Source organism: Halomonas sp. M1, from assembly GCF_029581375.1.
Lineage (GTDB): Bacteria > Pseudomonadota > Gammaproteobacteria > Pseudomonadales > Halomonadaceae > Vreelandella.
Map to the genome: position 1 here is coordinate 3,665,536 of NZ_CP121119.1, position 13,665 is coordinate 3,679,200.

The 13,665-nt window shown below is 53.3% G+C and carries 13 protein-coding genes; 12 read left to right on the forward strand and 1 reads right to left on the reverse strand.

Going from position 1 to position 13,665, the window contains the following annotated elements; genetic code table 11:
* The first annotated feature begins 10 nt into the window (after positions 1-10).
* The gene (locus P8S54_RS16785; RefSeq protein WP_281442645.1) at positions 11-1,063 is read left to right on the forward strand and encodes an oxidoreductase; all 1,053 of its coding nucleotides are present in this window, start codon (positions 11-13) and stop codon (positions 1,061-1,063) included.
* Between the two features lie 77 nt (positions 1,064-1,140).
* Here P8S54_RS16785 and nudE read toward each other — a convergent pair whose 3' ends face one another.
* Complete coding sequence (nudE, locus tag P8S54_RS16790; RefSeq protein WP_281442646.1) at positions 1,141-1,755, reverse strand: ADP compounds hydrolase NudE; 615 nt, start codon at positions 1,753-1,755, stop codon at positions 1,141-1,143.
* Between the two features lie 70 nt (positions 1,756-1,825).
* Here nudE and yrfG point away from each other — a divergent pair, with 70 nt between their 5' ends.
* The 11 genes from yrfG (at position 1,826) to trpD (ending at position 13,661) form a co-directional block, all read left to right on the forward strand.
* On the forward strand, positions 1,826-2,488 hold the full coding sequence (gene yrfG / locus P8S54_RS16795; RefSeq protein ID WP_009098681.1) for a GMP/IMP nucleotidase: 663 nt from the start codon (positions 1,826-1,828) through the stop codon (positions 2,486-2,488).
* 26 nt (positions 2,489-2,514) lie between these two features.
* Positions 2,515-2,904 carry a ribosome-associated heat shock protein Hsp15 gene (gene hslR, locus P8S54_RS16800; protein WP_009098680.1) on the forward strand — a complete coding sequence of 130 codons (390 nt, stop codon included), beginning with the start codon at positions 2,515-2,517 and terminating at the stop codon, positions 2,902-2,904.
* A 66-nt stretch (positions 2,905-2,970) separates the two neighbouring features.
* On the forward strand, positions 2,971-3,846 hold the full coding sequence (hslO, locus tag P8S54_RS16805) for an Hsp33 family molecular chaperone HslO (RefSeq protein WP_281442647.1): 876 nt from the start codon (positions 2,971-2,973) through the stop codon (positions 3,844-3,846).
* 312 nt (positions 3,847-4,158) lie between these two features.
* Positions 4,159-5,715, forward strand: a complete 1,557-nt coding sequence (locus P8S54_RS16810) for a phosphoenolpyruvate carboxykinase (protein ID WP_281442648.1) — start codon at positions 4,159-4,161, stop codon at positions 5,713-5,715.
* A gap of 125 nt (positions 5,716-5,840) precedes the next feature.
* Positions 5,841-6,338 (forward strand): peptide-methionine (R)-S-oxide reductase MsrB, encoded by a 498-nt coding sequence (msrB, locus tag P8S54_RS16815; RefSeq protein WP_009098676.1) that lies wholly within the window; start codon positions 5,841-5,843, stop codon positions 6,336-6,338.
* A gap of 113 nt (positions 6,339-6,451) precedes the next feature.
* Positions 6,452-8,818 (forward strand): Tex family protein, encoded by a 2,367-nt coding sequence (locus tag P8S54_RS16820; protein WP_281442649.1) that lies wholly within the window; start codon positions 6,452-6,454, stop codon positions 8,816-8,818.
* Positions 8,819-8,960: 142 nt separating this feature from the next.
* The gene (gene gshA / locus P8S54_RS16825; protein WP_281442650.1) at positions 8,961-10,601 is read left to right on the forward strand and encodes a glutamate--cysteine ligase; all 1,641 of its coding nucleotides are present in this window, start codon (positions 8,961-8,963) and stop codon (positions 10,599-10,601) included.
* The gene (locus P8S54_RS16830; protein ID WP_281442651.1) at positions 10,598-11,098 is read left to right on the forward strand and encodes a disulfide bond formation protein B; all 501 of its coding nucleotides are present in this window, start codon (positions 10,598-10,600) and stop codon (positions 11,096-11,098) included. Before gshA ends, P8S54_RS16830 begins: the two co-directional genes overlap by 4 nt.
* Before the next feature lie 139 nt (positions 11,099-11,237).
* A complete protein-coding gene (gene rsd / locus P8S54_RS16835) occupies positions 11,238-11,726 on the forward strand; it encodes a sigma D regulator (RefSeq protein ID WP_281442652.1) in 489 nt (162 codons plus the stop codon).
* Positions 11,727-11,984: 258 nt separating this feature from the next.
* Positions 11,985-12,605 (forward strand): aminodeoxychorismate/anthranilate synthase component II, encoded by a 621-nt coding sequence (locus P8S54_RS16840; RefSeq protein ID WP_281442653.1) that lies wholly within the window; start codon positions 11,985-11,987, stop codon positions 12,603-12,605.
* A gap of 36 nt (positions 12,606-12,641) precedes the next feature.
* Entirely contained in the window at positions 12,642-13,661 is a 1,020-nt protein-coding gene (gene trpD, locus P8S54_RS16845) for an anthranilate phosphoribosyltransferase (RefSeq protein ID WP_281442654.1), read from the forward strand.
* The last annotated feature ends 4 nt before the right edge of the window (positions 13,662-13,665 follow it).

Consider the following 13,665-nt stretch of genomic DNA (forward strand, 5'->3'; position numbering starts at 1 on the left):
AAGGATTGTAATGAAGGCGCCTATCAACGTTGGCCTAGTGGGTTACGGTTATGCGAGTAAAACGTTTCATGCACCGCTTATTCAGGCGACGGAGGGGCTGGATCTGGTCGCAGTTTCCACAAGTCATGCCGCCAAAGTGCTCGCTGATTTAGAGGTTGACGTCGAGAGCCAAGCGCTTTCCCTGTGCCAACGTAAAGATATTGACCTTATCGTTATTTCCACGCCCAGCGATACGCACTTTCCGCTTGCCAAGGCAGCACTGATGGCGGGCAAACACGTGGTGGTCGATACGCCTTTTACGGTGACGCACTTTGAGGCAAAGCAGCTCAAAGCGCTGGCGCTGGATAAAGAGCGGCTAATCTCGGTATTTCATAACCGCCGTTGGGATGGCGATTTTTTAACCGTTAAAGCCTTGCTAAAGGCTGGCACGTTAGGGCGGATTGCCGGTTTTGAATCGCGCTTTGATCGTTTCCAGCCAGATGTGCGCGATGGTTGGCAGGAAAAAGCGACGCCCGGAAGCGGTATTTGGTATGGCGTAGGGCCACACTTGCTTGATCAAGCAAGTGTGCTGTTTGGCATACCTAATGCAATACTGCTCGACCTGGGTGTGCGACGAGAAGGGGCAAGCGCCGACGACGATTTTGTGGCGCTGTTGGAGTATGACGGTTTTCGTGTAAGTCTCAGTGCTGGCACGCTAATCGCTGAGCTAACCCCGCGTTTTCGCATCCATGGTGCCCTGGGAAGTTACCTTCAACTTGGCCTTGATCCTCAGGAGGCGCGCTTAAAAGCGGGCGAAAAACCGACCTCGCACTGGGGTGAGGCTGCTCCCGGCACGTTGACGCTTCACAAAAGCGAAGGTGCGTCTGCAACTATTCAGTACCGTGAACACCCCACGTTGGCGGGTAATTATCTTGCTTACTACGAAGGCATTGCTGCAGCCCTACGCGATAACGTCCCGCTGCCGGTAAATATCGACGATGCCCTGCGCACTATGATGCTTCTGGAGGCGGGCCTGGACAGCCATCGGCAGCGGCGTTGGATAGCACTTAAGCACCATTTGTAGAAAAACGTTTGTAAAAAAAGCGTTTGTGAAAAGCTAAGGGGTGCCGGTAGCACCCTTGTTTTAATCCCCTTTCCGCCTCAGAGTAAATCCATCGCGCTGTCGCGCTTCTCTTCGCGCAGTTTGTCTCTAGCGATGTACAGTGCAGCGATGGCACGGGCCTCGTGGAAATCCTCCCGGAGCAGCAGCGCGGGTAACTCTTCAAGGGCGTGGGTTTCGACAATTAGTGGCTCGGGTTCATCCCCCGGTAGTCGTTTAGGGTATAAGTCAGTGGCGAGCAGTACCTGCATGCGGTGACGCATATAATTAGGCGCTAAGGAAAGCTCTACCAACGGTTCAATGCAGTGGGCTCCGAACCCGCACTCTTCCATAAGTTCGCGGTTGGCCGCAGTGACGATATCTTCGCCAGGATCTACCAACCCCTTAGGTAGCGTCAGTACATAATCTTCAAATCCGGCGGCGTATTCACGAATAAGCAGCACGTGCTCTGGGTCGGGCATGGCAATAATCATAACGGCGCCACGGTCAGCGCCGGTCAAGCGTTCAAACTGACGCTCTTCACCATTTGAGAAGCGTAAGTCGAGAGATTCAATATGAAATAAACGGCTTCTTGCCACGCTCTGGCGGGCCAAAATCTGTGGCTTGCGCGGGTAGCCGGTTTGGGTCTCGCCTGACGATTGATCGCTATTAGACATCGTGCCTCCGTGGCTGCAAAAAACGGGTTACGCTACAATAGCACGCTTACTCTTTAAGACTGGAGCGGCAATGATTGATTGGCGCGGGATCGATACCGTCCTACTCGATATGGACGGCACCCTGCTGGATCTGCATTTCGACAGCCATTTTTGGCTGGAGCATTTGCCCCGGCGCTATGTGGAGCTTCACCAGCTTGATATCGCCAGCCAAGAAGAGCTGCGGGCACGCATTATTGGTGAGCAGGGCACGCTCAATTGGTACAGCCTAGCGTATTGGAGTCGTGAACTAGGGGTAGATATTGTAGCGTTAAAGCAGGAAGTGCAGCATTTGATTGGCCTGCGCAGTGACGCGTTAGACTTTCTAAAATGGCTAAAGAACGCCCATCCACGCGTGGTGCTGGCCACCAACGCTGACCGTGCCAGCTTAGCCTTAAAGTTACCGCTCACAGGGTTGGAAAACTACTTAGATGCCATCATCTCCTCAGAAGATGTTGGGGCTGCCAAAGAAGAGCAGGCCTTTTGGTTTGCCCTTCAAGAGCGGGAGCCTTTTAACCCGTCGCGTACACTGTTTATCGATGACAATGCGAGCGTACTGGAAAGTGCCCGCGAGTTTGGTATTAAGCACCTGTTAGGTATCAAGCAGCCCGATAGCCGGCGGCCTGAAAAAGAACTACAGGAATTTATCGCCCTAGACCGGTTTGCCCAGCTACTGCCAAATAATTTGCCGGGGTAGGGCTCATAAACCTTAGGAGAGCGTTAATGAGTGATAGCGTTCGCTTGGATAAGTGGCTGTGGGCCGCCCGTTTTTTTAAAACCCGCGCCTTGGCTAAAAAAGCGATTGAAGGCGGTAAGGTGCATTATGACGGCGCACGGGTGAAAACCAGTAAAGCCGTAGAACTAGGTGCTTTAATACGCGTGCCGCAAGGGTGGGATATCTATGAGGTGGAAGTGACTTCGTTGTCCGACCAGCGTCGTGGTGCCCCCGAGGCGCGCAAGCTCTATGCAGAAACCGAAGAGAGTTCTCAGCGCCGGGCTAAAGAAGCCGAAGCGCGCCGCTTAACCAACGAAGCTATGCAGCACCCTCTTAAGCGCCCTGATAAAAAGCAGCGTCGTGATATTCAACGCTTTCAGCGTCACGGGAGTGACTGAGAGGTTCAGCCAATACGCTGATTTCCTCAGGCACGTTTATTCTTTTTCCCTTTCATACGGTTTTTTATGTCTGATCAAATCCAGCGTTTCCTGTTTGACCAAACCAACGTGCGCGGCGAAATTGTTACGCTTGCCGAGGCCTATCAAGAGGTGCTTGACCGCCACGCTTACCCTGCCGCTGTTAATGAGCTACTTGGCGAGCTGTTGGCTGCCGTGGCGCTGCTAACCGATACCATTAAACTAGATGGCACGCTAAGCATTGAAGTCCGCGGACAAGGGGCGTTGGCGTTGTTAATGGCAGAGTCTAACCCTGGTGGTGAACTGCGCGCCATTGCCCGCATTGCAGAAGATGCAGCGCTGCCGAGTGAGTACGCAAGCTTTCGTGAGCTGGTGGGTGAAGGCCAAATTGTGATTACCCTCGACCCACGAGAAGGGCATCGCTACCAGGGCATTGTCGCGTTAGATCACAATACTCTGGGCGGCTGTCTTGAGGCTTACTTTGGTCAGTCGGAGCAGCTGCCGACGCGGTTATGGCTTGCGGCGGACGGCAAGCGGGCTGGGGGGCTGTTACTGCAGCGCTTGCCCGATGCTTCGCAGAATCAAGACGTGGATGCTTGGGAGCGCAGTGTTGTGTTGGCCGACACGATTAAGTCCGATGAGCTGCTTGGCCTTGAGCAGCGTGAAGTGCTTTATCGGCTATATCATGAAGAGACCGTACGGGTCTTCGAGCCTAAAGCGCTACGCTTTGGGTGCACCTGCTCTCGAGAGCGGATGAGCCACGCGCTTTACACCTTAGGACAAGATGAGTTGCTTGATATTTTGCGCGAGCAGGGCGTCATTGATACCCAATGCCACTTTTGCCATACGAAATATCACTACACGGCAGCGGATATTGAAATTTTGTTAGATGACCCAGGTGCACCACCTCCGGTGATTCACTAGTTATGTAGTCGTCCCGGGAGATAGGTGCGCAAAAGATGTTTAACTGCCATGCTAGGCACAGCAATGGATATAGCAAGCCTGCTAAACGGTTGTTTGAATAAATATTGCGGCGCAACACACAATAGTACGCAAATGTAGTAGTTTAACTACAAGACATTTGCTCAAAACCCCCGTTTCCCGGGGGCTTTCTTTTTGCCATAATGCGCCGGACTTAAGCGCGTCCAGCCCCCTTTATCGTGGCTGGGCTGACCATTTAAGGCGTCGGTGACGCCCGGTAAACGAGAGAAACGGCCTTAAGGCCCAGGAATCGACATGACCACGACTCAAGCCGCTCCCCAAGCCCACGTCAATCTCAGCAGCGCCGAACTGATCGAGCGCGCCGTGGCCCGTGGTGAAGGCCGCCTGTCGGCTAACGGTGCCCTGGTGGTTAACACCGGCCTACGCACAGGGCGTTCACCGAAAGACCGCTTTATCGTCGATGAACCTTCTACCCGCGACAGCATTGACTGGGGTAGCGTTAACCGTCCGTTCGACGCTGAAAAATTCTCAACGCTGTGGGCACGCGTAGAAGACTACCTGGGTAGCCGTGAGCATTTCGTTGCTGAGCTACACGTTGGTAGTGACGCTACTCACTATCTGCCAGTGCGTGTTTCCACTGAGACCGCTTGGCAAAACCTGTTTGGTCGCACTATGTTTGTGCGTCCTCAGGCCTACAACCAAGCGGCCAAAGATGAGTGGACAATTCTTAACGCAGCTGGCTTTGAGTGTGACCCTAGCCGTGATGGTACTAACTCAGACGGCTGCGTAATTATCAATTTTGCCGAGCGCAAAGTGCTAATTGCCGGTATGCGTTACGCTGGCGAAATGAAAAAAGCCATGTTCTCGGTGCAGAACTTCCTGCTGCCTGCTGCTGACGTGCTGCCGATGCACTGCTCTGCCAACGTTGGGGAAGATGGCGAAACCTGCCTGTTCTTCGGCCTTTCTGGTACGGGTAAAACTACGCTGTCTGCCGACCAGGCTCGCTACCTGATTGGTGACGACGAACACGCTTGGGGCGATGGTATCGTCTTCAACATGGAAGGCGGTTGTTACGCTAAGTGTATCGACCTTTCCGAGAAGAACGAGCCGGTTATTTGGAACGCTATTAAGTTCGGCACCGTACTGGAAAACGTTGTACTCAACGACCGCCGTGAGCCGGCTTACGCTGACGACAGCCTGACCCAGAACTCCCGTGCCGCCTACCCGCTGGAGCACGTTGAAAAACGCGTACCGGAAAACCTGGCCGGCGAGCCGAACGCAATTGTTTTCCTAACGTGCGATATGTCGGGCGTGCTGCCACCGGTATCGATTCTTTCCAAAGAAGCAGCCGCGTACCACTTCCTTTCGGGCTACACCGCGAAGGTCGGTTCTACTGAAATGGGCTCTTCTGAGGGCTTAGCTGCCACATTCTCGACCTGCTTTGGTGCGCCTTTCTTCCCGCGTCCTGCGCGTGAATACGCTGATCTTTTGATCAAACGCGTTGAAAAGAAAGATGCTCAGGTCTATTTGGTTAATACCGGCTGGACTGGCGGTGCTTACGGAGAGGGCGGCTCACGCTTCTCGATTCCGACAACCCGCGCGATTATCAGCGCGATTCAGTCGGGTATCCTGCGCGATGTGGAAACCAAGCACATTGATGGTTTGAACCTGCAGGTACCGATTGCCGTTCCGGGCGTAGACTCTAGTCTGCTCGACCCCCGTGAAACCTGGGCCGACCGTGATGCGTATGATCGCCACCTGCGCGATTTGGCCACCAAATTCGTCGATAACTTCAAGAAATTTGAGGGCGTTAACGATGCGATTCTGAAGGCTGGCCCGCAGCTGACCTAAGGTTTGCATAAATATTTGGCTTGTCGAACGTTTGGATAACTAAGCGGTCGTAGAAGGGGTAGTGCTGAGGCACTGCCCCTTTTTTGTGGTCTATTCCTTTCATGTCTTCGATGGGAGCTGCGCTTATGAAACGGCGTCAATTTTTAGGTTTGGCTGGCCTAACCGGATTAGCGGGTGCACTTCCAGGTGTATCGTATGGTTTTCCACGTTTGAATCTTGAGGCAGCCCCCGGTATTGAAAAACTGACGCTGAGTGAAGAGGCGTGGCGAGAGCGTCTTTCCGACGATGCCTTTTATGTGCTTCGTAAAGAGGGCACTGAGCCCTCTTTCTCTAGTCCATTGGATAGCGAAGTGAGGGATGGGGAGTACCGCTGCGCTGGGTGTGATTTGCTGCTTTTTACCAGTGCCATGAAATATGATTCAGGCACGGGTTGGCCAAGCTTTTACACCCATATAGAAGGTCATCTTCTCTCTAAATTAGATTTCAAGATGATATGGCCCAGAACCGAATATCACTGCGCCCGCTGCGAAGGTCATCAGGGGCACGTGTTTAACGACGGACCAGAGCCTACAGGCCTACGCTGGTGTAACAACGGCGTAGCCCTGCGTTTTGTGCCTACTTAAAGGCTTGTTGCTTGCTTTAAAGTAGCGTCACTCGTGGCCAACCCATGCCAGCCGCTGTGGGTTTGTGATACCTTGTTGGCACTTAAAAATGCTGCATGAGTTAGTTGCAATTTATGGATGTCAATCAGCGTATTATTTCCCGCCTAGCGACTGAGCTAAGCGTACGTCTCGAGCAAGTATCCGCCACGGTCGCACTTTTAGATGGCGGCGCTACCGTGCCTTTCATTGCCCGCTACCGGAAAGAAGTCACCGGCGCATTAGACGATATCCAGCTTCGCCAACTCGATGAGCGTCTGCGCTATCTGCGCGAGCTTGAAGAGCGCCGCACGGCGGTACTCTCTGCCATTGATGAGCAGGGCAAGCTTGATGCCACGCTAAAAGCCAGCATTGACGCTGCTGAGACCAAACAGCGCCTTGAAGATCTATACCTACCGTTTAAGAAAAAGCGCCGCACCAAAGCGCAAATTGCTCGCGAAGCAGGCCTTCAGCCATTGGCGGATGCGCTACTTGCTAATCCATCCCTTAATCCAGAAAGCGAAGCAGCCCACTATCTGCGCCCCGCAGAGGGCGATATCCCCGCCATTGAGGATGCTAAAGCCGCGTTAGATGGTGCTAAACAGATTTTGATGGAGCGCTTTGCAGAAGACCCCGAGTTGATTGGTCAACTGCGCGAGCGCCTCTGGCAAGAGGGCGAGCTAAGTGCCCGCGTGTTAGATGGCAAGCAACAGGAAGGCGCCAAGTTCTCCGACTATTTCGAGCACGATGAAAAAATCGCCAAAGCGCCATCTCATCGCGCCTTGGCGATGTTCCGAGCGCGTAATGAAGGAGTGCTCAGCCTGTCGATACGGCTTCCCGGCGAAGAGGAAGCCCCGATACACCCTGCCCAGGTCGCCATTGCCAAACAGTTTGGTATTAGTGATCAAAGCCGCCCAGCGGATAAATGGTTAGCTGAAGTAGTGCGCTGGACCTGGCGAGTGAAGCTCTATACGGCGCTTGAGACAGAGCTGTTAGGGCGTCTGCGGGAACAGGCTGAGCTAACAGCGATTGAAGTATTTGCAGCTAACTTAAAAGACTTGCTGTTGGCAGCGCCAGCAGGTCAAAAAGTGACGCTTGCCATTGATCCAGGGTTAAGAACTGGTTGTAAAGTAGCGGTGGTCGATGCGACTGGGCAGTTCGTTGATCAAGCCACTATTTATCCCCATGCGCCGCAAAATCGCTGGGATGAGTCGTTGGGGGTTTTGGCGAAGCTTGTTAAACAGCACGATGTTCAGTTGATTGCCGTGGGTAACGGCACAGCAAGCCGCGAAACCGACAAACTGGCGGGCGAGCTACTGAAAGCATTAGCGCCGGCATATCGTTTGAGCAAAGTGATGGTGTCTGAAGCGGGTGCTTCGGTTTACTCTGCGTCTGAATATGCCTCCCGTGAGTTGCCGGATCTTGATGTGACCGTTCGGGGCGCTGTCTCTATTGCCCGCCGTTTGCAAGATCCACTCGCAGAGCTGGTTAAAATTGAGCCTAAATCCATTGGTGTAGGCCAATATCAACATGATGTTTCCCAGGTGCAGCTGTCACGTAGCCTGGAAGTTGTCATAGAAGACTGTGTTAACGCGGTTGGTGTGGATCTCAACACTGCGTCTAGCGCACTGCTTTCTCGCGTGGCAGGCCTGAGCGCGGCGATTGCCGAGAATATCGTGGCCCAGCGCAATGTCCAAGGCGCGTTCAAAAGCCGTAAAGAGCTGTTAGAGGTTAGCCGCCTGGGGCCAAAAACCTTTGAGCAGTGTGCCGGCTTCTTGCGCATCAGCAATGCCGAAAACCCATTGGATGCCAGCGCTGTTCACCCCGAGGCTTATACCCTGGTGGAGCGCATTGCCAAGCAGAATCGTCGGGATGTAAAGGGCTTGATTGGTGACAGCGCTACCTTAAAAGCGCTTAAGCCCGCTGATTTTGCCGACGAGCGTTTTGGCGTGCCCACGGTGAGCGATATTCTAAAAGAGCTGGATAAGCCGGGGCGCGACCCGCGCCCTGAGTTTAAAGCCGCTGAGTTCCGCGAAGGCGTTGAAACTCTGAAAGACTTAAAACTGGGAATGGTGTTAGAAGGCACTGTGACCAACGTGACGCACTTCGGCGCCTTTGTGGATGTGGGCGTTCACCAAGACGGACTCGTGCACATTTCAGCCCTTTCTGACCGCTTTATCGACGATCCGCGCAGCGTGGTTAAGGCGGGCGATATTGTCAGCGTCAAAGTAATGAGCGTGGATATTTCCCGCAAGCGGGTAGGGCTTTCCATGCGTTTGGACGATGAACCAGAACAGCAAGCCCAAGCTACGGCCAGCGGCACGGCTAGCCACGAACCACGCAAACCACCGCGCAGTAGTCGACAGGATAACCAGCAACAGGGCAGTAAGCCCAAGCCAAATGAGGCCCCCGCGGCCATGGGAGCATTAGGCGCAGCGCTGCTTAAAGCAAAGCAGGGCAAATAGTCGCGTGTCTTGAAAAAAACAGGATTGCCGCCATATCCTGCTTTCTGTTCTCGCTAGAAAGCATGAAAAACGACCATGGCAATGCCAGCTGATTTCACCAAGGCCTGCTTATGGCGGGCCTTACTGACAAGGAGTGTTCACCTTGCCTGAACCTCTCACTGTGCCATCCTCGCTAACTGCCCAAGTTGAGCGCTTGCTGCCTAGCGCTCGGCTAGGGCGGTTAGGTCGCCTGCGTCGCGGGCTGGAAAAAGAAGGGCTGCGGGTTGATGCCAATGGTCATATTGCCCAAACGCCGCATCCCCAGGCGTTAGGCTCTAAATTAACGCATCCGCATATCACTACCGACTACTCAGAAGCACTGCTTGAGTACATAACGCCGGTGTACTCAGAGCCACGTGAAGCGTTGGCGTTCTTATCAGACCTGCATACCTTTACTTATCATCACCTAGACAATGAGTGGATATGGCCCGGCAGTATGCCTTCGCGGCTGTCGGGCAATGAAAGCGTGCCGATAGCTGACTATGGCAGCTCTAATGTTGGCACCATGAAGCATGTCTATCGAAAAGGGTTGGATGTGCGCTACGGGCGCATAATGCAGGCAATTGCAGGTGTGCATTACAACGTCTCGCTGCCAGAAGATATGTGGCACGCTCTGCGTGAGATGGAAAAAGCCACGAACATTCCCTTTAACGATTATCGCTCCACCCGTTATTTCGGCATGATTCGGCATTTTCGGCGCCATAGCTGGCTGCTGCTTTATCTGTTTGGTGCCTCACCGGCCATCGATAAGAGCTTTTTACCTGAAGGTAAAGTGCCTGAAAAGCTACAGTCACTCAGCGACGATACCTACTTTGCGCCGTATGCGACGACCCTGCGGATGTCGGATTTGGGCTACCAGAACAAAGTACAATCGCAGCTAAAAATCTGCTTTAACTCGCTGTCTAACTACGTTAATACGCTGCGTCATGCGATCTCTTCTCCGTGGCCTGACTATGAAAAGCTAGGCGTAAAAACCGGCGAAGAGTGGCATCAGCTAAACGCCAATATTCTGCAAATTGAGAACGAATATTACAGCGATATTCGTCCCAAGCGGGTAGCCAAGCACAATGAAACGCCCAGCCAAGCACTTGAAGCGCGTGGGGTTGAGTACATTGAAGTGCGCTGCCTGGATTTAAACCCTTTCGACCCGCTAGGCGTTACCGAAACGCAGATGCGTTTTGTCGACACCTTTTTGATGTGGTGCCTGCTGAGCGATAGCCCCTGGATCTCTGATGAGGAGTGCGACCGCCTGGATGACAACCGCCGCTTGGTGGTAGAGCGTGGTCGCGACCCGGCGCTAACGCTAATACATAACTGTGAAACCACCACCGTGCGAGCGTGGGGCGAACAGATATTTGCAGAACTAGGCGAAGTCGCACGCCTGCTGGATGCAGTGGAAGAGGGCACCCCCCATGCCGCCGCGCTAGAAGCGTTAGCGCCACGACTGAAGGATCCATCATTGACGCCGTCAGCGCAGATGCTGGCTCGTCTACAAGAGGGTAATGGTTCGCTGAGTGATACGTTATTAAGCCTAGCGAAAGAGCAGGCGGATAAGCTTAAAGCTACGCCGATGCTGCGCTCCCGTGAGGCGCTGTTAGCACAGCTCATTGAAACCTCCCACCAGCAGCAGCGGGATATCGAAGCCGCTGATCAAGAAAGTTTTAGCGAGTTTCTAGGCAGCTATTTTGCCAAAGCGCGTGAGTCTCGTGCGCTTTCGGCTATCTCATCAGAGGATAGCCAATGAGCGCCGCTTCTATTCGCCCCGCTGCGCTAGTCGGTGTTGCATTCTGCGTTGTCATGATGGCGGTCGCCCTGGCCCTTGAGCATATTGCCGGGCTTGCCCCCTGCCCATTGTGTATTTTTCAGCGTGTAGCGGTGATAGCCGCTGGGCTAGTGTTGGCCGTCGCCGCGATGCATAACCCCCGTGGTCGTATAGGTAAGAGCGTTTATGGCGCGCTTGGGGTAATCGCGGTAGGTGTCGGCGCGTTTATTGCGGGTCGTCACGTTTGGTTGCAGAGCCTGCCCGCTGACCAAGTCCCCTCATGCGGTCCTGGCCTGGACTACATGATGGATATCCTGCCTATGCAGGAAGTAGTCGCTATGGTGCTCACTGGTTCTGGAGAGTGCGCCGAAATTGACTTTATGCTGTTAGGCCTTTCGCTACCCGCGTGGACTTTGGTGGGCTTTTTAATCTTAGCTATCGCACCGCTGCGTATTTTGTGGGTGGCCATCAAGCGCTAGTTAAGCATTCATACGCGGCCAGCCTATAGATAGATTGGCCTTTAGTATCATGGAAACCGTACCTGCTGGGATTGACAGGGTTAGATGGAAAGGCGAGTCTAGCCTTATCAAAGGTGGTTATCTGCAAGGAGAAAACCCCATGCTCGAAGATTGCAAAAATGCCCTGGAGCGCTGGGGGGGCGTGCACAGTTTGATTGACCGTTGGCTGGATCAACGTCGCGCGCTTTTGGTTAGCTTTATCGAACTGAAAGACGCCTGCGATGCTGAATTGGAAGCGGTTAGCAAAGCGCGTGTTGATGTCTTCAGTGAGCTGTTAATGGACTATATCAGCGCCGGGCATTTTGAAATTTACCCTCAGCTAGCGGAAGAGGCCAAAGCGTTCAACGACGAAAGCGCTTTGCTAATTGCCTCGAAGCTGCTGGAGCGGCTAGAAATGTCTACTGCTATGGTGCTGGAGTTTGACGAAGACTTTGCGTCGCCGGTGCGTTGCCAGCAAAACTTGGTGCGCTTACCTGCCTGGATTGACCGACTGGCAAAAGGCCTTACCGAGCGCTTTGCGCTAGAAGACCAGTTAATTGCCCGTCTGCACGCAGCCCATAGCCCTAAGCAAGCAAAATCTCCCGCCTAAGCTTATCGAAGCAAATCAAAGCATCGTACAGCACGTTGTTGTGCGGTGCTTTTACCGCTCTATCTATAGCCGTTACTACTAATAGCCGGTTAGCCTCTTGCCTGCTTAAGGTTGCCATCTGTTTTGTTTTTATAAGTACAGGACTAGGCTTCTGGCCTAGCGATAGCGCGTGGCGGATGCATAGGTAGGGCGGTACAATCCCTGATCGATGTTAAAGGATGAGCCTGGGTACTAGCCTTGGTAACTGCGAGTAGATAGATGGCTAATGTTGACGTTAATCAGTTGTTTAGCAAGCCTAAAGTTTTGATGATCGATAATTATGATAGCTTTACCTTCAATATCGTTCAGTACCTGAGTGAGCTTGGTGCGGAGGTAATGACCTACCGCAACGATGAGCTTACCCTTGAACAAATCGAGGCCATCGCGCCTACTCATTTGGTGATTTCACCGGGACCTTGTACGCCTAACGAAGCGGGTATTTCATTGGCGGCTATTACCCATTTTGCCGGTACACTGCCTATTTTGGGTGTCTGCCTTGGGCACCAGGCGATTGGTCAGGTATACGGTGGTAAGGTAGTGCGTGCGCCAGAGGTTATGCATGGCAAAACGTCTGCCGTAGTGCATTGGGGGCAAGGCGTATTTAATGGGCTTGAAAACCCGCTCGAGGTAACTCGCTACCATTCGCTCGTTGTGGATGAAGTAAGCTTACCCGACTGTTTAGAGGTCACCGCCTTGACGGCAAGCGATGACGTAACGCCTGGGTTGATAATGGGTTTTCGCCATCGTAACTTGGATATTGAAGGGGTACAGTTTCATCCTGAGTCGATACTCACGCGCCAAGGTCATGCGTTATTGGCCAATTTTTTACAACGCGGCTGATCGCCAAATTCATACGCTTTAGAGGCTTTCCTGTTCATGCAAATGCGAGATGCAATTAACGCGGTGATGCGCCGCGAAGACCTCTCTTTCGATGCGATGCACGCGCTGATGCGCCAGATCATGACCGGCGAAGCCTCTGATGCGCAAATTGGTGGCCTGCTGGTGGGACTGGCCATGAAAGGCGAAAGCGCCGTGGAAATTAGCGCAGCCGCCCAGGTAATGCGCGAGCTAATGAAGCGGGTGACGCTTAATACCGACAACGTGGTAGATATTGTGGGTACCGGTGGTGATGGCGCTAATCTGTTTAACGTCTCGACGGCAGCTAGCTTTGTGGCTGCTGCGGGTGGCGCTCATGTGGCTAAGCACGGTAACCGCAGCGTCTCTTCCTCGTCAGGTAGTGCAGATTTATTCGATATAGCCGGTATTTATCTTGACCTTAAACCGGAAGAGGTAACTCGCTGTATTGAGCAGGTGGGGGTTGGCTTTATGTTTGCTCCCAACCACCACCCCGCAATGCGTTACGCTATTGGCCCGCGCCGTGAAATGGGTGTGCGCACGCTATTTAACATTCTTGGCCCGCTGACTAACCCTGCCAGTGCACCAAACCAAGTGCTGGGGGTCTATGCTCCCGAGCTTGTGCCACTCATGGCTGAAGTGCTCAAAAAGCTTGGCAGCCGCCACGTAATGGTAGTGCATTCAGAAGATGGCCTAGATGAAATTTCCCTGGCGGCACCTACGCTGGTGGCGGAACTCAAAGAGGGCGACATTACCCAGTACACCATTACCCCGGAAGCGCTGGGTATTGAACGCCAAAGCTTAGCAACGCTGAAAGCGGCTAGCGCTGAAGACAGCTTGAGGCTGGTAAAAGCTGCGTTAAGTGGCGAAGGTGCGGCTGCGGATATGGTTGCCCTGAATGCGGGTGCAGCGCTTTACTGTGCGGGCGTTGCCGATAGCTTAAAAGAGGGCGTGATGGTGGCCCAGGATGCCCAAGCCTCCAAGCTGCCGCTTGAAAAGTTAAAAGAGCTTTCGCACTTCACCAGCGTTTTTAAAGGATAAATAC